Here is a 17998-nt window from a genome sequence, read left to right on the forward strand (position 1 = left end):
GGGGCGGGTCAGATCCATTCGCCCTCGTCGAGCACGCGGACGTCCCACCCGGCTTCGGCGAGCGGCCCGGCGAGCGACGCGGCGTCCCCGACCACGACGAGCGTCATGCGTTCGGGGGGCAGCAGCACGGAGGCGACGTCGGTCGCCGACTCCGGCGTCACGCGTTGGAAGCCGGCGCGGAGGGCGTCCACGTAGGCGGGGCCCAGCCCGGCCGACAGCAGGGTCATCATCGCGTTGCAGACGCCGGCGGCGGTGGCGTACTGCAGCGGCTGGACGCCCACGAGGTACTGCCGCGCCTGCTCGACCTCGTCGGCGGTGAACGGCGCGCTCCGGACGTCCAGCAGCCCGGGGAGCAGCGACACGGCTTCGGCGACGACCTCCGTCCGGAACGACCCCTGCACGTACGTGAACCCGCCGTCTCGTAGGGGCGCGTTCACCAGCCGGACGCCGTACGTGAAGCCCTTCTCCTCGCGCAGGACCCGGTTGAGCCGGCTGAGGAACGCCCCGCCCAGCGCGTGCACGGCGATCTGGAAGTCGGCCCAGCCCGGGTCGGCCCGGTCGATGGTGAAGTGCCCGAGCCGGACGTCCGCCTGCACCGATCCCGGCCGATCGACCAGGTAGAGATGCCGCTGTCGCGGTTGCGGGTATTCGTGCTCGGCGAACTGTTGGCCCGGGTTGGACCAGGAGCCGAAGGCGTCCTCGACCAGGCCCGGGACGGCGTCGTCCAGGTCCCCGACGACGACCAGGGTCGCCCCGACGGGGCCGACGTAGCTCGCGTGGAACGCGCGGACGTCCGCCCCGGTCACCTTCTCGACCGTGGCCGCCTCCCCGCCCCGCAGCCGCGAGGCGCGGTAGCGGCGCTGCAGGATCGCCCTCCGGAAGACGTGCGCGGCCCGTTGGGGCGAGTTCGCCAAGTGCTGGGAGATCTCGGCGAGATGCAGCGCGCGCTCGCGGTCGACGTCGGCGTCGGCGAGCGTCGGCGACGCGACCGCGTCGGCCATGAGGGCGATCGCCGCCCCCAGGTGCGAGCGCGGCACGTCGACGTACACGTGCGTGCTGGAGTACCCCACGCTGGCCTCGAAGGCGGCCCCGCAGTCCTCGACGGCGTCCTGGAACGCGGTGCCGGGGTGGGCGGACGTCCCGGCGTCCAGGGTGCGGGCCATCAGGGTCGCGACGCCCTCGAGGGCGTCCGGCTCGGCGGCGAGCGGCAGGTCGAGCGACAGGCCGGCCGAGACGACGTGCTGCCCGGGCCGGTGGAAGAGCATGACCTGCAGGCCGTTGGCGAGGGCGAACTCGTCCGGCTGGGGGAACGCCCAGGCGCGAGGCTTGCGCACCTTGGGACGTTTCGCGAGCGTGCTCATGCCTGGGCCCCTTTCTCGGTTGCGTCCGTCTGGGTGGCGTCCGTCTCGGTCGAATCCGCCGGCCGGGTGGTGTCGGGTGTCCGGCTCGTGCCGCCCTCGTCGTCGGACGCCGCAGCGTAGCCGCCGAGCGGCCCCCGCTCGTACCGCAGGACGCCGCGGTTCTCCGGGCGCAGATAGGTAGCCGCCGCCGCCCGCACCTCCTCCCCGGTGACGGACGCGATCTCGGCGATCCGCGTGTTCACGAGGCCCGGGTCGCCGTGCAGCGTCGCGTAGGCGCCGAACAGGTCGGCGCGGGAGTCGAAACGCGCGAGCTGTTCGAGCCATTGCCGCTCGAACTGGATCTTCACCCGTGCCAGCTCGACGTCGGTCGGCCCCTCGTCGGCCAGCCGCCGGATCTGCTCGATCAGGGCGTCCTCGAGGAGGGCCAGCGAGGTGCCCTTGATGGCTCGCGCGAACGCGAAGCCGAACGACGTGCCCTCGACCAGGCCCATCGCGGCGGCTCCCGCGTTCTCGGCGATCTCGTCGTCGTGCACCAGGCGCCGGTAGAGCCGCGCCGCCTCGCTGCCGCCCAAGATGTCCAGGGCGATCTCACACGCGTCGAACTCCCGCGTGCCGTGCGGAGGGAGCCGCCAGCTCAGATACACCGCGGACGCCGGGACCGGCGCCACCGCGACGGCCCGGGGAATGCCCTCGAGTGGCGGCAGGGGCGCGACAGGGGCCCGCACGGGGAGATCCCGGCCCTCGATGCCGCCGAAGAAGTGCTTGGCGCGGGAGAACCCGTCGCGCGGCTCGATGTCGCCGACGAGGGTCAGGACGCAGTTCCCGGGGACGTAGAACCGGTCGAAGAACTCGGCCGCGCTCTCGGTGGTGAAGGCGTCCAGGTCGGCCATGGAGCCGATCGTGGGGTGCCCGTACGGGTGGTCCTCGGGGAAGGTCAGCCGCAGCAGATGCTCGATGACGTCGCCGTAGGGCACGTTGTCGTAGCGCTGCCGCTTTTCCTCTTTCACGACGCTGCGCTGGGTGTCGAGGTTCTCCTGCGAGATCGGGGTCGTCGTGGCCATGCGATCTGCCTCGAGCCACAGCGCGAGATCGAGCGCGCCCGTGGGGACCGCCTCGAAGTAGTTCGTGCGATCGAACCAGGTCGTCGCGTTGACCGAGGCCCCGTTCGCCTGCAGGACGCCCAAGTGCTCGCCGCTGGCCACGTTCGCCGACCCCTGGAACATCAGATGCTCGAAGAGGTGGGCGACGCCGGTCTGCCCCGGCCGCTCGTCTTTGGAGCCGACGTGGTACCACAGGTTGACGGCCACGACGGGGGCCGATCTGTCAGGACTGACGATCACCCGTAACCCGTTGCGGAGAACGTGTTCGTGGAGCGGGTAACCCAGGTTGCGGTCGACAGTCACGCCTCACATCGAACCACACTGGGGCTCACCCGGCGAGGCGCGAGGAGTGCGCCCTTAGAGAACGCGACCGCGCAGCCCGGGCGGCAACAGCGTCAGGATGAGCCCCGCGATGAGCGCCCCGCCGCCGACCATCGGCGTGTAGGGCGACGACGCGATGGTCGCCGGCACCGACGAGTCGGCCTGGTGGAGCTGACGGTTGCGCGGATACCACGCAGACGTCGGCTCGGGGGACGCCTTCGCCGTCGCGCTGCGGGACGACGTGGCCGTTCCGACCGTGGACCCCGCCGGGAGGCGGGTGCCGGCCGGCAACGTGGTGCCCGGGGGCACGGTCACGCCGGGCGGCAGCGTCACGCTGGAGGGCAGCGGCACGCCGGGCGTCACCGTGGTGCCCGGAGGCAGGACGGTGCCCGGGGGCAACACAGTGCCAGGCGGGAGCTGGGTGCCGGGCGGCAGTGCGGTCGACGTCGTGGTGGTCGTGGTCGGGACGACGGGCAGCGCGCTCGACGTCTGAGGCGGGTTGCTGGTCTGCGCGGGCGGACTCGGCACGGGCGGCACGACGATGGCGCTGCTCGGCGCCGGGACGCCTGCCGACGGGCTCGGCTGGGGTTGCGGCTGGGTCGGCGTGGGCACCTCGGAGGTAGCAGGCGGCGACACGATGACGGGCGGCGGCGCGATCCGGATGCGCGAGCGCCGCGCCGAGGGCGGCGCGCTGCTGGTCGAAGACGGCTCGGAGGTCGTCGGGGCCGGCTCGGCGGGCTGCGACGGCTGTGCGATGCGCGGCGTCGGGTCCGCCTGACGCTGGGACGGCGACGGGTCGGTCTGACGAGGCGTGCGGGTACGCGTGCGCGTCGGCTCGGACCGTGGCGTTTCGGTGGGATCGACGCGAGGACCCCGCTCGCGCGGCCGTTCAGGCGTGGCGGCGGGGGCAGAGCCGGTGGGCTGCGCGGTAGCGCTGGACGTGGGCGCGGCGACAGCCTCCAGCGTCGCGAGCGGGCCGACCCCGATCGCGGAGGAAGCGAAGATGCCGAGCGCGGCGAGAACGCCAGCGGACGCGAAGCGCGCCCCATGCTTAGTTCCCCCACGCGCATAAAGCCGTGTCAATTTAGTCCCTGACTGTTTAGAAGGTCCCCCACCCAGGCAAGGACAGTCTATCGCGAGGGAGGGGGGGATGTTGTCCCCCTCGCGGGTAACCGACCGATCGTCTCGTCGAATGCGAAAGAGGAACGCCCCCGGACGAATCCGGGAACGCTCCTCCATCATTCGTAGCGGGGATAGGATTTGAACCTATGACCTCTGGGTTATGAGCCCAGCGAGCTACCGAGCTGCTCCACCCCGCGGCGCTTGAAATACATTACGCGACGAGTCGCCGAACACCAAATCGAGACCTGAGCGTGCCACCTCGTTCCCGCGCTGACTGGGTGGCTCCGGTAGACTCCACACCGCACGAGGCGCCCCCTCCACAGCGGTGGGCGCGCCAGGGGTGGTGCCGAACAAGAAGGAGGCCTCCATGGGCCCGCAGTCTGGTTCTCGAGGAACCCACCGTGCGTGGGCTTCCTGGCTCGTCGGGTTGCTCGCCCTGACCGTGGCCCTCAGCGGCTGCACGGGCGGGCAGCAGCAGACAGCCGGGCAAAATCAGCCGGCGTCCCATGCCTTGACCATCGGGGCGACGGCGGAGCCGCCGTCGATGGATCCGATGGCGGTCGCCGCCGCGGCCGGGTCGCAGGTGATGCTCTACAACGTGTACGAGACCCTCGTGAAGACCGACTCCAACGGCGATCTCCAACCGCTGCTCGCCCAACGGTGGAGCGTCAGCGACGACCGCACCGTCTACACGTTCGACCTGAACCCGGCGGCGCGATTCGCGGGCGGCGCCCCGGTGAACGCCGAAGCCGTCGTCAAGAACATCGAGCGCGTCAAGACCCCGAGCGTGGCGTCGGCGTCCGACACCACGGTGGCGGCGAAGCTCGTGAAGCAGATGAGCATCGTCCGGTCGGCCGAGGCGACCAACGCTCACACGGTCAAAGTCACGCTGACGAGGCCGTCCAACACCTGGCTGTACGACATGAGCTCGACGGGCGGCATGATCGCCGACCCCGCGCAATTCTCGGCGCTCGGCACCACGACGGCGGGGTCGGGCCCCTACAAGCTGAAGCAGTGGAACAAGGGCGACAGCGTCGTGCTGGAGCGCAACGCGGCCTACTGGGGCACGCCGGGGCGCTTCGACGAGGTCACCTTCCGCTACTACACGGACCCCAACGCGATGAACGCGGCGATGCTCGCGGGCCAGCTCGACATCATCAGCAACCTGCAGGCGCCCGACACGATCAGCCAGTTCGCCGATCCGTCGCGGTTCAAGACGATCGAAGGCACGACGAACGGCGAGGTCGTCTTGGGGCTGAACAACGCGAGCGCGCCCCTGAAGGACGTGCGCGTCCGGCAGGCGATCGCTCAGGCGATCGACAAGCGGGCCCTCGTCGACACGGTGTGGAACGGCAAGGGGCAGGTCATCGGCTCGATGGTCGTGCCGACCGACCCCTACTACGAGGATCTGACGGGCATCAACGCCTACAACCCCGACCACGCCAAGCAACTGCTCGCGCAGGCCGGCTACCCGAACGGGCTGACCTTGCGCCTCAAGCCGGCCGCTCTGCCGTACGCGACGAAGTCGGCCCAGGTGATCGCGAGCCAGCTGAAGGAGGTCGGCATCACCGCGCAGATCGAGGAACTGCAGTTCCCGAACCGGTGGACCGACGTGGTCTACACGAAGGCCGACTACGACATGTCGATCGTCGCCCACGTCGAGGCTCGCGACCTGTCCACGTACGCCAACCCGAACTACTACTGGCGCTACAACAACCCCGAGTTCACCCAGCTGTACACGGCGGCCGATCAGGCACCGCCGGACGAGTACGCGGCCGACATGAAGAAGGCGGCGCGGTTCCTCGCCGAGGACGCCGCGAGCGTGTGGCTGTTCGACCTGCCGAACCTGGTGATCACCAAGCCGAACATCACGGGGGTGGGGGAGAACGCCGCGTCCCTGTCGTTCGACGTGACGACGATCGCCGCCGGCTGAGCCCATGGCGCGCAAGATCGCGTTGCGCGTCGGGATGTTCGTCCTGAGCCTGCTGGTCGCCTCGGTCGTCATCTTCCTGGTCGTCCAGTTCCTGCCGGGCGACGTCGCGCGCATCATGCTGGGCAACGATGCCAGTCAGGCCGAGGTGGACGCCCTCCGCGCCCAGCTCGGCCTGGACCGGCCTCTTCCGGACCGCTACGTCGAGTGGGTCGGGGGGATGCTGCACGGCGACTTCGGGACGTCCTACTTCAGCCGGGTCCCGGTGACGGCACTCATCGCGCCGCGGCTGGTCGTGACCGGCTGGCTGGTGGGCGGGTCGATGCTGCTGACCGTGCTGGTGGCCCTCCCGCTCGGCATGATCGCGGCGCTCTACCGCCGCCGCTGGCCCGGCGTCCTCGTCTCGGTGTTGTCGCAGGCCGGCATGGCCGTGCCGGCATTCCTGGCCGGCATCCTGCTCGCCGTCGTCTTCTCGGTGAAGCTGCACTGGCTGCCCGCCAACGGCTACGTCCCGTTCAGCTCCGACCCGGTGGCGTGGGCCCGCAGCCTCGTGCTGCCGATCGTCGCGCTGGCCCTCGTGCAGGCGTCCGTGCTGACGCGCTACGTCCGCTCGGCGTTCATCGAGGTCCTCAACGAGGACTACTACAGCACGGCCCGGGCGATCGGGTGGGGGCGGGGCGCCGCGATGCTCCGCCACGGTCTGCGCAACGCCTCGCTCTCGCTGGTGACGGTGCTGGGCCTGCAGTTGGCGTCCGTGCTGGTGGGCGCCATCGTGGTCGAGCAGGTGTTCGTCCTTCCGGGGCTCGGAATGCAACTGCTGAGCGCGGTCGCGCAGCAGGACGGGATGGTCGTGCAGGGCATCGTCATGCTGCTCGTGCTCGCCGTGCTGATCATCAACGCGCTCGTCGAGGTGCTGTACCTGGTCCTCGACCCGCGGCTCGCCGTCAGCGAGGAGAGCGCATGAAACGCCTCGAACTCATCGCCGGGCTCACGCTCGTCGGCCTCGTGGTCGCGTGTGCGATCATCTCGTTCGTCTGGACGCCGTACGACCCGACCCACGTCGCGGCGGGGCAGCGGTTGCTGCCCCCGAGCCCCGAGCACGTCTTCGGCACGGACGGGTTCGGCCGCGACGTGCTCTCGCGCCTGCTCGTCGGGGCGCGCAGTTGCCTCACGGTCGGGGTGATCTCCGTGGGCATCGCCGCGGTGGTCGGCGTCCCGCTCGGTCTGCTGGCCGCCGCGCTGCCGCGATGGGCCGGGGAGGTGCTGATGCGGGGCAGCGACATCGCGCAGGCGATCCCGGCCCTCTTGCTGGCGATTCTGCTCGCGGCCGCCTTCGGCGGCTCGACGACGACCGCGATGGCGGCGATCGGCATCGCGGCCGTCCCGCAGTTCGTCCGGGTGACGCGCGCGGGCGCCCTCCAGGTGCTCGCCAGCGACTTCGTGCTCGCGGCGAGGGCGTGTGGCACGCCGCGGCTGCGGACGCTGCGGCAGCACGTGCTGCCCAACGTCGCGCCGGTGCTGGGGGTCCAGGCGTCCGTGGCGTTCGCGATGGCGATCCTCGCCGAGGCGGCCCTGTCCTACCTGGGCCTGGCGACTCAGCCCCCGACGCCCACGTGGGGGCGGATGCTGAAGGAATCGCAGGACTTCCTCTTCCGCCAGCCCGAGCAGGCCCTGTGGCCCGGCGTGGCCGTGGCCCTCGGCGTCCTCGGGTTCAATCTGCTGGGCGACGGTCTGCGCGACCGGCTCGACCCGAGGCTGCGGGAGGTGGCGTGAGCGTGCTCGAGGTGCGCGACCTGACGGTCGCTTTCGGACGCCGCCCTCCGGCCGTCCGGGAGGTCGGCTTCTCGATCGAGCCGGGCCAACGGCTCGGCCTCATCGGCGAATCGGGGTCGGGGAAGACCGTCACGTCGCTCGCCGTGATGGACCTTCTGCCGGAGTATGCGCGGGTGTCCGGGTCGATCCGGCTGAACGGGCGCGAGTTGACGGGCCTCGACGACCGGTCGATGGCGCGCCTGCGCGGCGACGAGGTGGGCATGGTCTTCCAGGAGCCGATGACAGCGCTCGACCCGACCATGCGGGCGGGGCGGCAGGTCGCCGAGGTGCTGCGCCTCCATCAGGGCGCGGCGCCGGGTGAAGCCCGAGAGCGGGTCCTCGCGATGCTCGCCGACGTCGGGTTCCCCGACCCCGAGCGGGTCGCCGACAGCTACCCGCACCAACTCTCGGGCGGCCAGCGGCAGCGGGTGGTCACGGCGATGGCCCTCATCAACACGCCGGGGCTCGTGATCTGTGACGAGCCGACCACCGCGCTGGACGTCACCGTCCAGGCGACCGTGCTGGGCGTCCTCGACCGGGTGCTCACCGACGCGGGCGCGGCGTGCCTCTTCATCAGCCACGACCTGGCCGTGGTGTCCCAGCTCTGCTCCGACATCGTCGTGATGCTCGACGGCCGCGTCGTCGAGCAGGGCACGGTCGAGCAGCTGTTCGAGCGTCCGCAGCACCCCTACACACGGGGGCTCGTCGCGACGGCGCGCCTCGACCTGGTCGAGCCGGGGCACCGGCTGCCCACGGTGTCCGACTTCTTCGAGCGGGAGGGGTCGCGATGAGCGAGGCGAACACGCCGGACCCCGGCGGCGTCCGGGAGGGCGATGCCGCGGTGTACGAGGCGTCCGAGCTGACCCGCGTCTACCGGCGCGGGCAAGCCCGCGTCCGGGCGCTGGACGGCGTGGACCTGCGGGTGCGGCACGGCGACCGGCTGGGCATCGTGGGGGAGTCGGGGTCGGGCAAATCGACGCTGGTGCGGATTCTCGCGGCGCTGGACCGGCCGACGTCCGGACGCGTGCGGTACGAGGGCGTCGACATCACCGGGCTGCCCGAGCGCAAGCTGGGGTTCCTGCGGTCGAGCGTCCAACTGGTGTTTCAGGATCCTCGGTCGAGCCTCGACCCGCGCATGACGGTCCGGCAGATCATCACCGAGCCGCTGCGATCTCCCCTGATGGCCCGCGCGTTCGCGGGCGTCGACCGGGCGCAGCGCGTCGAGTCGCTCATGACGGCCGTCGACCTCGATTACGCGGACGCCGACCGCTACCCGCACGAGTTCTCGGGCGGCCAGCGGCAGCGCATCGCGATCGCCCGCGCCCTCGCGCCCGATCCGCGCGTGCTGATCGCGGACGAGCCCGTCTCGGCGCTCGACGTGAGCGTCCGGGCGCAGGTACTGAACCTGCTCACCGATCTCGTCGACCGGCTGGGGCTGACGCTCGTGTTCGTGAGCCACGACCTGCGGGTCGTCCGGCATCTGTGCACGACGGCGGTCGTCATGCAGCACGGGCGCGTGGTCGAGCGCGGTTCGACGCGCGCGCTGTTCGAGGATCCGCAGCAGGACTACACCCGCCAGCTGCTGGCGAGCATCCCTCGATTCAGGACGGACGCCGGCGCGTCCTAGACTGAGGGAACGTGAAAGCGCTCCTGGTCGAAAACATCCATGCCGACGGCGTCCGGCGGCTCCGCGAGGCGGGCGTCGACGTCGAAACGCGGTCCAAGGCACTCTCCGAGGACGAGTTGATCGACGCCCTCGACGGGGTCGACCTGCTCGGCGTCCGATCGACCACGTTCGTCACGCCCCGCGTGCTCGACGCGGCCCCGCAGCTCAAGGCGATCGGCGCCTTCTGCATCGGCACCAACCAGATCGCGCTCCCCGAGGCGACCGCCCACGGCGTGGCCGTGTTCAACGCCCCGTTCAGCAACACCCGGTCCGTCGTCGAGTTGGTGCTCGCCGAGATCGTCTCGCTGGCGCGCCACCTCACCGATCACAACGCCGCGATGCACGACGGGCTGTGGAACAAGAGCGCGAAGGGCAGCCACGAGGTGCGCGGCCGGACGCTGGGCATCGTCGGCTACGGCAACATCGGCTCGCAGGTCTCCGTGCTCGCCGAGGCGTTCGGGATGCACGTGTACTACTACGACATCGTCGACAAGCTGGCCCTGGGCAACGCGCGCGGCGTCGGGTCGCTCGACGAGCTGCTCGGCATCGCCGAGACCGTGACCGTCCACGTCGACGGACGCCCCGGGTCCAGCGGCCTGTTCGGCGCGGCCCAGTTCGCCAAGATGCGGCCCCGCTCGCTGTTCTTGAACCTGTCGCGCGGGTTCGTCGTCGACGACCACGCCCTGAGGGCCGCCCTCGACTCGGGCCACATCGCCGGCGCGGCCCTGGACGTCTACCCGCACGAGCCCAAGGCCAGCGGCGACACGTTCGAGAGCCCCCTGCGGGGGGTGCCGAACGTCATCCTCACCCCGCACGTCGGCGGGTCGACACAGGAGGCCCAGCAGGACATCGGCCGCTTCGTCGCGGGGAAGCTCATCGACTACGTCAAGACGGGCGCGACCAGCCTGTCGGTGAACATGCCGCAGGTGCAGGTGGGCGCCAGCGAGCACAAGCGGATCGTGAGCCTGCACCGCAATGTGCCGGGCGTCCTGGCCAAGATCAACACGATGTTGGCCGATCTCGGGGCGAACATCGAGGGCCAGAACCTCGCGACGCGCGGCAACGTCGGCTACGTCGTGCTGGACGTGAACACCGAGGCCCCGCGGGAGGTCATCGCGGCCCTCGAGGCGATGCCCGAGTCGATCCGCGTCGTCGCCCACTGAGCCGGGGGACGCCGCCCGCCGAGCGGTCGGCGTCGGGTTCGTCCGGACGCCGGCCGCATGCCACGGCGTCCGGACGCCTCAGCCCTCGATCTCCAGCGTGTCTTCGAGCGGGGCGAGGCGGCCCAGCATCTCGTCGTGCAGCAGCCCGTTGGTGACCAGCGCGCCCGGGCCCACCGGGCCGTCGCGGCCGTCCAGGTTCGTGAAACGCCCGCCGGCCTCGGTGACGATCGGCACCAGCGCGGCCATGTCGTGCAGCGCGAGCTCGGGCTCGGTCGCGATGTCGACGGCACCCTCGGCGAGCAGCATGTAGCTCCAAAAGTCGCCGTAGGCGCGGGTGCGCCAGCAGTCGCGCAGCAGGTCGACGAACGCCTGCCCACGCCCCGAGTTCACCCAGCCGCCGATCGAGCTGTAGCTGAGCGAGGCGTCGGCGACCGCGTCGACGCGCGACACGGAGATGCGGCTGGCACTCATGAGCGTCTTGCCCGTGAACGCGCCGTTACCCTTGGACGCCCACCAGCGCTTCTGCAGCGCGGGCGCGGACACGAGGCCGACGACGACCTCCTCGCCCTGCATCAGCGCGATCAGCGTCGCCCACACCGGGACGCCGCGGACGAAGTTCTTCGTGCCGTCGATCGGGTCGATCACCCACCGGCGCGGGCCCCAGCCGGTGTCGCTGCCCTCCTCGCCGTGCACCGCGTCGCGAGGGCGGGCGCGCCGCAGGGTGCGACGGATCGCCTCCTCGACGGCGACGTCGGCGTCGGACACGGGGGTGAGATCGGGTTTGGTCGTCACCTGGAGGTCTTGCGCCTTGAACCGCGTCATCGTCAGCGAATCCGCGTTGTCGGCCAGCACGTGGGCCAAGCGCAGGTCGTCCAGGAGGGATTGATCAACCATGGGGGAGAGCCTATCGGGCGCGGCGAGGCGACCGCGTCACCGGTCGTAGCTCGGCGGGGTCATCCACGCCCGTTCCATCCGGCGGAACGAGTCGAGACGGCTCGCGCGGAGGCGTCCGTCGGCGACGGCGGCGTCCAGGGCGCACTCGGGCGCCGACGAGTCGTGCTGGCAGCCGCGGGGGCAGTCTTCGACGATCTCGGCGAGGTCGCCGAACGCCGCGACGATCGCGTCGGCGGTCACGTGCGACAGCCCGAACGACCGGACGCCCGGGGTGTCGATGATCCAGCCGCCCGGGGCGGGGAGGGGGAGGGCGATGGCCGACGTCGACGTGTGGCGGCCGCGCCCGGTGACGACGTTGACGTGGCCGGTCGCGCGGTCGGCGTCGGGGATGAGCGCGTTGACGAGCGTCGACTTGCCGACGCCCGAATGGCCGACGAGCACGGTCGTGTGGCCGGCGAGGCGGTCGCGGAGTTCGGTGAGGTCGGCGTCCGGTTCGGTGACGACGATGTCGAGGTCGAGGTCGGCGTATTCGGCCGCCAGGGCGTCCGGGGAGGCGAGGTCGGCCTTGGTGAGGATGAGCAGCGGGGCCAACCCGCCGACGTACGCGGCGACCAGGATGCGGTCGATCATGCCGGGACGCGGCGGCGGGTCGGCCAGGGCCGTCACGATGCCGAGTTGGTCCGCGTTCGCGACGATCGGACGCTCCGACGGGTCGTCGTCGTCGGCGGTCCGGCGCAGCACCGTCGTGCGCTCGACGACCTCGACGATGCGCGCGAGCGTGCCCTCGCTGCCCGAGGTGTCGCCGACCACGCGCACCTCGTCGCCGACGATGACGCCCTTGCGGCCCAACTGGCGGGCCTTCGTGGCGAGCACCTCGCGGCGGCCGTCGGCGTTGTCGAGCAGCAGCCGATAGCGGCCGCGGTCGACCGTCAGGACGCGGCCGGTCTCGGCGTCGGAGTAGTCGGGGCGATCCTTCGTCCGCGGGCGCGTCCGCCGTGGCGGACGCCCGTAGGACGCCTCCTCGTCGCGCCCGTAGCCGTGCCTACCCACCGACGAGCCCCTCCCACAGGCGCGGGAAGTCGGCGATGGTCTTCGTCGTGCAGGAGACGTCGTCCAGCACGACGCCCTCGACCGCCAGCCCGACGACCGCGGCGGCGTGGGCCATCCGGTGGTCGGCGTACGTGTGGAACTCGGCGCCGGTGAGGCGTCCGGGTGTGATCTGCAGCCCGTCCGCCGTCTCCCGGACGTCCGCCCCCAGCGCCCCGAACTCGGCGGCCAGGGCCGCGAGCCGGTCCGTCTCGTGATGGCGGATGTGCGCCACCCCTCGCAGCCGCGACGGCCCGTCGGCCAACACGGCCAGGGCCGTGGCGATCGGCGTCAGCTCGGCGGCGTCGACGAGGTCGACGTCGGCGCCGGTGAGGCCGTCGGCCGTGACGCGCACGGCGTCCGGGAGCCGCGTGACGCGCGCACCGAACGCCTCCAACGCGGCCAGGATCGCGTCGCCCGCCTGTAGGGTGACCGCCGGCCAGGCGAGCTCGACCGTGCCGCCGGTCACCATGCCGGCGGCCAAGAAGGTGGCCGCGTTGACCAGGTCGGTCTCGATGGCCTCGTCGGACGCCGCGATCGCTCCGGGCTCGACCCGCCAGGACGTCGGCCCCGTCGCCTCCACCAGGACGCCGCGCCGGCGCAGCATCTCCACCGTCATGCCGATGTAGGCCGGACTGGGGAGCGGGGGCCCCTCGTGACGCAGCGTCAGCCCGCCGTCGAAACGAGCGCCCGCGAGCAGCAGCCCTGAGACGAACTGGCTGGAGCCGGAGGCGTCGATCGTCGCCTCACCCCCCGGGACGCCCCCGGCGCCGCACACGGCGAACGGCAGCCCCTCGGGATGGTCGACGCGGACGCCGACCTGACCCAAGCCGTCGAGCAGCGGAAAGACGGGCCGCGCGGACGCCTCCGCGTCCCCGGAGAACGACGAACGCCCCGACGCCAGCGCGGCGATCGGGGGCAGGAAGCGCATGACTGTGCCGGCGAGGCCGACCTCCACCGCGCCCGGCACGAACCGGGCGGGGGGATCGACGCGGACGACCCCGTCGCCCGCGTCGACGAACCCGACCCCCAGCGCGGACAGCCCCGCGCGCATCAGGCGGGTATCGCGCGCGTCAAGGACGCCGGTGAGCGTCGAGGGGCCATCGGCGAGCGCGGCGAGCACGTACCCGCGCGCGGTCGCCGACTTCGAGCCGGGCACCACCACACGACCGGTGACCGGGCGCCCCGGGGTCGGGGCGCCCCATTTCACCGGCACGGCCCGGCGAGGTGCGTCACGGCAGCTTCGCCTTGAGGTCCTTCGTGGACCGGTCGAGCTGCTTGCGCGTGCGCTTGCCGAACCGCTCGGCGTCCTTCGCCAGCGACTCGGAACGCTTGCGCGCCTGCTGCCCCAGCCGGTAGCTGAAGTCGTTGGCGCGCCAGCCGAGGCTGGGGTTGCCCTTGGTGTCCTGGCTGACGACGAGCGCGGCCCCGGTGAGCGCCAGATTGCGCAGGAAGATGGAGCGCGCGGCCTTCTTGTCGGCCGCCCCGCGCGGGTTGGACGCGATCAGGTGCGGCAGCATCGAGACGGCCGCGAGCGTGCCGCCGCCCCGCGTCGAGATGTTCGTGAACATCCCCAGCCCGCCGAGGATGGACGCGACGCCGTTGAGACGCACCAGGTTCTTGGTGTCCTCCGGAACGTAGGCACTCACGGCCTCGGGGAGCGTGCGCTGCGCCAGCGGGACGAACTTCGCGGCGAGCGGCTCCGCCGCCGGTACGAGAGCCTCCGGATCCTTCAGGGCCTTGACCCCGTTGGAGACGAAAACGGTGGCCAGCATGGCCCGGCCCACTCCACGTAGAAGGTTCATGCCCTATTACTAGCGCGGATGGGCCGCCGGGCCAACCCCTGGCGCCGGGCGTGTGGCGTCCGCGTGGCCGGAATATGCCGCCCACTGGACGGGTTGTACAGGTCGTGAGCATGACGATCGCCGAACCCAGTGCCCGTGCGGGTGGCCGCAGCGGGCTGCGGAGCCCGGTACTCTCGTACGCGATGACTCTGCCGCCAGCTTCCGACACCGACTCGGTCGACCTCGCCCAGGAGACCCCGCACGAGCGTGACGAGCGCTTCGAGCGCGACGCGCTGCCGTTCATGGATCAGTTGTACGGTGCCGCGCTGCGCATGACGCGCAACCCCTCTGATGCGGAAGACGTGGTGCAGGAGGCGTACGCGAAGGCGTACGCCTCGTTCCACCAGTTCAAGCCGGGCACGAACCTCAAGGCGTGGCTGTACCGCATCCTCACGAACACCTACATCAACAGCTATCGCAAGAAGCAGCGCGAGCCGCAGCTCTCCGACGGCGAGAACGTGGAGGATTGGCAGCTCGCCCGCGCTGGGCAGCACAGTTCCGACGGCCTCCGCAGCGCGGAGATGGACGCGTTGGATCGCATGCCCGACTCGGCGGTCACCGAGGCGCTGGCCCAGTTGTCGCCCGACTTCCGGCTGGCCGTCTACCTGGCCGACGTCGACGGGTTCTCCTACAAGGAGATCGCCGAGATCATGGGCACCCCGATCGGCACCGTGATGTCGCGGCTCAACCGTGGCCGCGGCCAACTGCGGACGCTGCTGGCCGATCACGCACGCGAATACGGGATCGGGAAGGGGGCGGAGTCCGATGCATGACGAGAACGGCGAGATCGACTGCCACGCGGCGATGCGTCACGTCGACGCCTTCCTGGATGGGGAGCTGACCGAGGCCGAGGCCGACGAGATCCGGCGCCACCTGGACGCGTGCGAGGACTGTCTGGACGTTGCCGACGCCGAGGCCGCGGTCAAGGCGCTCGTGAAGCGGTGCTGCGGCGGTCCGCCCGCGCCCGACGGTCTGCGCGCCCGCCTGGTGATGCGCTACAGCCACACCGAGGTGATCGTCCGTCGGCAGTGAGGTGGGGCGTCCCCGCGGACGCCTTCCCGCCCTGAGCACAGCGAAGCCCCCGTCTTCACGACGGGGGCTTTTCTTTCGGACGCCGGCGTCGCCGGCCTCGTCACGCCTGATGCGGCAGCGTCACGCGTTCGGGCGCTTGCCGTGGTTCGCCTTGTTCTTGCGCCGGGCGCGGCGCTTGCGGCCACCCTTACCCATGTCGTTCTCCTCGTGTGCGTACGTTCGTGGGCGCGCCCTCGGGGCGCGAAGTGCCATTTTGCCATGGACGCCGCCGGCGTCCCAAATCTCTGCGGACGCGGCGTCCGGCGTCCGACTGAGGGGGCGGGGGCGTCAGTAGGGTGGGCGCATGCTGTCCATGTTCGACGTCATCGTCCAGCACACCGCGCTCAACGCCGACGAGACCGACTGGCTCGGGCAGCTCGTGCGCCAGTGGGAGATCCTGGCAGATCTGTCGTTCTCCGACCTGATCCTGTGGGTCCCCGACGTGGACGACAACATCTTCTGGGCGGCCGCGCAGATCCGCCCGACGACCGGGCCGACCGCGCTCGAGGAGGACGTGGTGGGGGAGGACATCTCCTACGAGCCCGAGCACCTCGTCACCGAGGCCTACCTGTCCGGCCAGATCTGCCACATGTCCGCGAACGCCGCCAACGCGGGCATTCCCGTCGACGTCACGGCGATCCCCATCTCCCGCGCCGGGCGGGTCATCGGCGTCGTGGAGATCCACACGAACCGCATGGGCGTCCGGGCGCCGGGTGCGCTGGAGGACACCTACCTGGAGACCGCGCAGATCCTGCGCGGCATGGTGTGGCGCGGGGAGTTCCCGATGGTGCACAACGCGCTGCGGCAGTGGCAGAGCCCGCGCGTCGGCGACGGGTGCATCCGGGTGAACGCGCGCGGGATCATCACGTATGCCAGCCCCAACGCGATCAGCGCCCACCGGCGCATGGGCCTCATCGACGATCTGGAGGGCGAGAACATCGGCCAGGTGATGAAGTCGCTGGCGGGCCGCGTCCGGATGCCGATGGAGCGGGCGGCGACGTTCGGCGACAACGCGCCGTGGGAGATCGAGTTCGAGACCGAGCATGCGTCCGTGCTGATGCGGATGCAGCCCCTGCGCGACGACTCGGGCCCCTGCGGCGCGTTCCTGATGCTGCGCGACACGACGGACCTGCGTCAGCGCGACCGCCTGCTGATGACCAAGGACGCGACCATCCGCGAGATCCACCACCGCGTCAAGAACAACCTGCAGACCGTGTCGGCGCTGCTGCGGCTGCAGGCCCGGCGGACGCAGTCGGGGGACGCCGAGGGCGCCCTGAACGACGCCCAGAAGCGCGTGGGGGCCATCGCGGTGGTGCACGAGATCCTGTCGCAGGCGTTCGACACGACCGTCCACTTCGACGACGTCGCCGACCGGCTCCTGTCGATGGTCCGCGACGTCGCGACGTCGCAGGCGCTCGTGCGCTTCAAGCGGGAGGGCACCTTCGGCAACGTGCCGGCCGATGTGGCCACGAACCTGTCGCTCGTGCTCGCCGAGATCACGCAGAACGCCATCGAGCACGGGCTGCAGGACGGGCCCGGAACGCTGAGCGTCCGCCCTCATCAAGAGGACGGACGCTTGGTGGTCGAGGTCGTCAACGACGGTGAACCGTTACCGGAGGGGTTCGAGATCGGGAAGCAGACCAAGAGCCTGGGGCTCTCGATCGTCTCCACGCTCGTGGCCGATATGCGAGGGACGTTCGCGATGGAGTCGCTCCCCGGAGGGGCCGGCACCGTCGCTCGCGTCGAGATCCCGATCGGCTGAGGTCAGGAGCGGACCCGGGAGCGGGCGTTGCGGCGCTTCATCGCGCGCCGCTCGTCCTCACTCAGGCCGCCCCAAACTCCGTGATCCTGGCCTGCTTCGAGAGCCCATTGCAGGCACTCGGCGCGGACGTCGCAGCGCTCGCACACCTTCTTGGCTTCGGCGATCTGCATGATGGCAGGACCGGTGTTCCCCACGGGGAAGAACAGTTCCGGATCCTCCGTCAGGCAGGCCGCGCGATCACGCCAATCCATGCGGCAACCACTTCCTTAGAGAACTTGGAGTTCGAGTGAAACGACAGACGCGCCCCGGAGTGCGGGACGCGGCACCCGCACAAGATTGGCAAGTTCCGAGCACTAAAACAAGAGGTTGCACGGATTGCCATGCGGAGTCCCGCCGGTCGGACGTGGAGGCGGCCCAGGAGCCGCGCTGCGTCGCCCGCGGGCTCTAGTCTGCCCAGGGTGAACCGCCCCGACGCCCAGGAGACCCCGATGACCACCTCGTCCCCGCGACGCCCCCTTCCCCTGGTCGTCGCGGTGCTGGGCACGCTCGCCTCCGCGGGGTTTCTCGTGGTCGTCGCGGCTCTCACGCTGGCGTCCGGGGGAGCCGCGGCCGGAGGGGTGGCCGCGTTCCTGCTGGCCTGGGGCGCGGTGGTGGGCGTCGCGGCGGTGTTTCTGTGGCGGCTGCGGGGCTGGGCGCGGGGGCCCGTCGTGGCGGCCGCTCTGATCCACCTGGCGAGCATGGTGAGCTTCGCGACACACCAGCCCTGGGCCTGGGCGGGCGCGGCCGTGTGCGTGGCCGTCGTCGCCGGGGCGGTGGCGCCGGCGTCCACGAGGGCCCTGAAACTGACCGGACGCCCCGGCTGAGCC

General features: G+C 71.3%; 19 protein-coding genes and 1 tRNA gene. 12 read left to right on the forward strand and 8 right to left on the reverse strand.

Annotated elements, in window-relative coordinates:
- Positions 1-8 precede the first annotated feature (8 nt).
- Together WMJ97_RS00160 and WMJ97_RS00165 are read right to left on the reverse strand one after the other, a co-directional pair.
- Complete coding sequence (locus tag WMJ97_RS00160) at positions 9-1361, reverse strand: pitrilysin family protein (protein ID WP_347346928.1); 1353 nt, start codon at positions 1359-1361, stop codon at positions 9-11.
- Positions 1358-2764 (reverse strand): pitrilysin family protein, encoded by a 1407-nt coding sequence (locus tag WMJ97_RS00165; protein ID WP_347346929.1) that lies wholly within the window; start codon positions 2762-2764, stop codon positions 1358-1360. Before WMJ97_RS00165 ends, WMJ97_RS00160 begins: the two co-directional genes overlap by 4 nt.
- Positions 2765-2960: 196 nt before the next feature.
- Between WMJ97_RS00165 and WMJ97_RS00170 the strand changes: the two genes are divergently transcribed.
- Positions 2961-3275, forward strand: coding sequence for a hypothetical protein (locus WMJ97_RS00170; protein ID WP_347346930.1), 315 nt, complete (start codon positions 2961-2963; stop codon positions 3273-3275).
- 6 nt (positions 3276-3281) lie between these two features.
- The gene (locus tag WMJ97_RS00175) at positions 3282-3560 is read left to right on the forward strand and encodes a hypothetical protein (RefSeq protein ID WP_347346931.1); all 279 of its coding nucleotides are present in this window, start codon (positions 3282-3284) and stop codon (positions 3558-3560) included.
- A gap of 467 nt (positions 3561-4027) precedes the next feature.
- Here the strand turns inward: WMJ97_RS00175 and WMJ97_RS00180 are convergent.
- Positions 4028-4101, reverse strand: a tRNA-Met gene (locus tag WMJ97_RS00180).
- 170 nt (positions 4102-4271) lie between these two features.
- On the opposite strand from WMJ97_RS00180, the gene WMJ97_RS00185 reads away from it, so the two are divergent.
- From WMJ97_RS00185 to serA, 6 genes are read left to right on the forward strand one after another with little or no spacing between them, the layout of a single operon-like run.
- Positions 4272-5837: an ABC transporter substrate-binding protein gene (locus tag WMJ97_RS00185; RefSeq protein ID WP_347346932.1), complete on the forward strand. Its 1566-nt coding sequence runs from the start codon at positions 4272-4274 to the stop codon at positions 5835-5837.
- 4 nt (positions 5838-5841) lie between these two features.
- Positions 5842-6798 (forward strand): ABC transporter permease, encoded by a 957-nt coding sequence (locus tag WMJ97_RS00190; protein WP_347346933.1) that lies wholly within the window; start codon positions 5842-5844, stop codon positions 6796-6798.
- Entirely contained in the window at positions 6795-7607 is an 813-nt protein-coding gene (locus WMJ97_RS00195; protein ID WP_347346934.1) for an ABC transporter permease, read from the forward strand. The genes WMJ97_RS00190 and WMJ97_RS00195 overlap by 4 nt, the downstream gene beginning before the upstream one ends.
- Positions 7604-8437 carry an ABC transporter ATP-binding protein gene (locus WMJ97_RS00200; protein WP_347346935.1) on the forward strand — a complete coding sequence of 278 codons (834 nt, stop codon included), beginning with the start codon at positions 7604-7606 and terminating at the stop codon, positions 8435-8437. Before WMJ97_RS00195 ends, WMJ97_RS00200 begins: the two co-directional genes overlap by 4 nt.
- Positions 8434-9273, forward strand: a complete 840-nt coding sequence (locus tag WMJ97_RS00205) for an ABC transporter ATP-binding protein (RefSeq protein WP_347346936.1) — start codon at positions 8434-8436, stop codon at positions 9271-9273. The genes WMJ97_RS00200 and WMJ97_RS00205 overlap by 4 nt, the downstream gene beginning before the upstream one ends.
- An 11-nt stretch (positions 9274-9284) precedes the next feature.
- Entirely contained in the window at positions 9285-10475 is a 1191-nt protein-coding gene (gene serA / locus WMJ97_RS00210; protein WP_347346937.1) for a phosphoglycerate dehydrogenase, read from the forward strand.
- A 78-nt stretch (positions 10476-10553) separates the two neighbouring features.
- Here serA and WMJ97_RS00215 read toward each other — a convergent pair whose 3' ends face one another.
- Genes WMJ97_RS00215 through WMJ97_RS00230 form a run of 4 tightly spaced genes read right to left on the reverse strand, consistent with a single transcriptional unit; the run spans position 10554 to position 14260 of the window.
- Complete coding sequence (locus WMJ97_RS00215; protein WP_347346938.1) at positions 10554-11369, reverse strand: inositol monophosphatase family protein; 816 nt, start codon at positions 11367-11369, stop codon at positions 10554-10556.
- Between the two features lie 36 nt (positions 11370-11405).
- Complete coding sequence (gene rsgA, locus WMJ97_RS00220; RefSeq protein ID WP_347346939.1) at positions 11406-12419, reverse strand: ribosome small subunit-dependent GTPase A; 1014 nt, start codon at positions 12417-12419, stop codon at positions 11406-11408.
- On the reverse strand, positions 12412-13671 hold the full coding sequence (aroA, locus tag WMJ97_RS00225; RefSeq protein WP_347346940.1) for a 3-phosphoshikimate 1-carboxyvinyltransferase: 1260 nt from the start codon (positions 13669-13671) through the stop codon (positions 12412-12414). Before aroA ends, rsgA begins: the two co-directional genes overlap by 8 nt.
- 16 nt (positions 13672-13687) lie before the next feature.
- Positions 13688-14260: a DoxX family protein gene (locus WMJ97_RS00230; protein ID WP_347346941.1), complete on the reverse strand. Its 573-nt coding sequence runs from the start codon at positions 14258-14260 to the stop codon at positions 13688-13690.
- Between the two features lie 182 nt (positions 14261-14442).
- On the opposite strand from WMJ97_RS00230, the gene WMJ97_RS00235 reads away from it, so the two are divergent.
- The 3 genes from WMJ97_RS00235 to WMJ97_RS00245 all read left to right on the forward strand — a co-directional run bounded on the left by WMJ97_RS00235 (position 14443) and on the right by WMJ97_RS00245 (position 17132).
- The gene (locus tag WMJ97_RS00235; protein WP_347346942.1) at positions 14443-15072 is read left to right on the forward strand and encodes a sigma-70 family RNA polymerase sigma factor; all 630 of its coding nucleotides are present in this window, start codon (positions 14443-14445) and stop codon (positions 15070-15072) included.
- On the forward strand, positions 15065-15331 hold the full coding sequence (rsrA, locus tag WMJ97_RS00240) for a mycothiol system anti-sigma-R factor (RefSeq protein WP_347346943.1): 267 nt from the start codon (positions 15065-15067) through the stop codon (positions 15329-15331). The genes WMJ97_RS00235 and rsrA overlap by 8 nt, the downstream gene beginning before the upstream one ends.
- A gap of 343 nt (positions 15332-15674) precedes the next feature.
- Positions 15675-17132 (forward strand): histidine kinase N-terminal domain-containing protein, encoded by a 1458-nt coding sequence (locus WMJ97_RS00245; protein ID WP_347346944.1) that lies wholly within the window; start codon positions 15675-15677, stop codon positions 17130-17132.
- A 2-nt stretch (positions 17133-17134) separates the two neighbouring features.
- Here the strand turns inward: WMJ97_RS00245 and WMJ97_RS00250 are convergent, their stop codons facing one another.
- Positions 17135-17383 (reverse strand): WhiB family transcriptional regulator, encoded by a 249-nt coding sequence (locus WMJ97_RS00250; RefSeq protein WP_347346945.1) that lies wholly within the window; start codon positions 17381-17383, stop codon positions 17135-17137.
- A gap of 237 nt (positions 17384-17620) precedes the next feature.
- Between WMJ97_RS00250 and WMJ97_RS00255 the strand changes: the two genes are divergently transcribed.
- A complete protein-coding gene (locus WMJ97_RS00255) occupies positions 17621-17995 on the forward strand; it encodes a hypothetical protein (RefSeq protein ID WP_347346946.1) in 375 nt (124 codons plus the stop codon).
- Positions 17996-17998 lie beyond the last annotated feature (3 nt).

Source organism: Nigerium sp., from assembly GCF_039811905.1.
GTDB lineage: Bacteria > Actinomycetota > Actinomycetes > Propionibacteriales > Propionibacteriaceae > Propioniciclava.